This is a genomic window from Vibrio sp. 2132-1, from assembly GCF_033344315.1.
Genome location: NZ_JAWPON010000418.1, coordinates 1 through 656, shown reverse-complemented (window position 1 = coordinate 656; position 656 = coordinate 1). Strand labels below are relative to the sequence as shown.

General features: G+C 45.1%; 1 protein-coding gene. It reads left to right on the top strand.

The genetic code is table 11. The features are described 5' to 3' along the window. A partial coding sequence (locus tag R8N47_RS25775; RefSeq protein ID WP_318186173.1) for a TonB-dependent receptor plug domain-containing protein occupies window positions 1–656 on the top strand: 656 nt, incomplete at both ends.

Sequence of the window (656 nt, the reverse complement as noted above, 5' to 3'; positions counted from 1 at the left end):
GCCTCTATTCTAATTGCACTATCCCAAGGTGCCTACGCTGAAGACCATTCAACCTTCAATGAAGTGGTCGTGACTGCGACTCGTACTAATAGCCAAATCGAAGACACTGCTGCTTCTGTTGCCGTCGTTACTGATAAGAACATCGAAGAAAGCATGGTCACTGGCTTAGATGATCTCTTTGAGTACACGCCAGGAGTCACGGTTAAGACAAACTCGCGTCAAGGTGTCCAGAGTATCAATATTCGAGGTATCGAAGGTAACCGAATTAAGGTTCTTGTGGACGGCGTATCTCAAGGTAACCAGTTCGAATCAGGGAATACGTTCATTAACTCTGCTCGCGTTAACGTGGATACCGACCTAATAAAAGCGGTTGAAATTGTAAAAGGTGCAGCGTCGTCTCTGCATGGTTCTGACGCAATTGGTGGCATTGTTGCATTTGAAACCAAAGATCCGGCTGATTTCCTTAAGGGTCGTAACTTTGGTGGCCATGCGAAGTTCAACTACTCTTCTGAAGACAATACATTCAGTGAATCTGTTGCACTAGCGAACAAAACTGGCGATTTGGAATCTTTAGTTGCCTATACGCGTCGCGACGGCAATGAACTGGATAACTTTGGAGATCTAGCAGATGCAAGTACTGAAGCGAACAACTTATT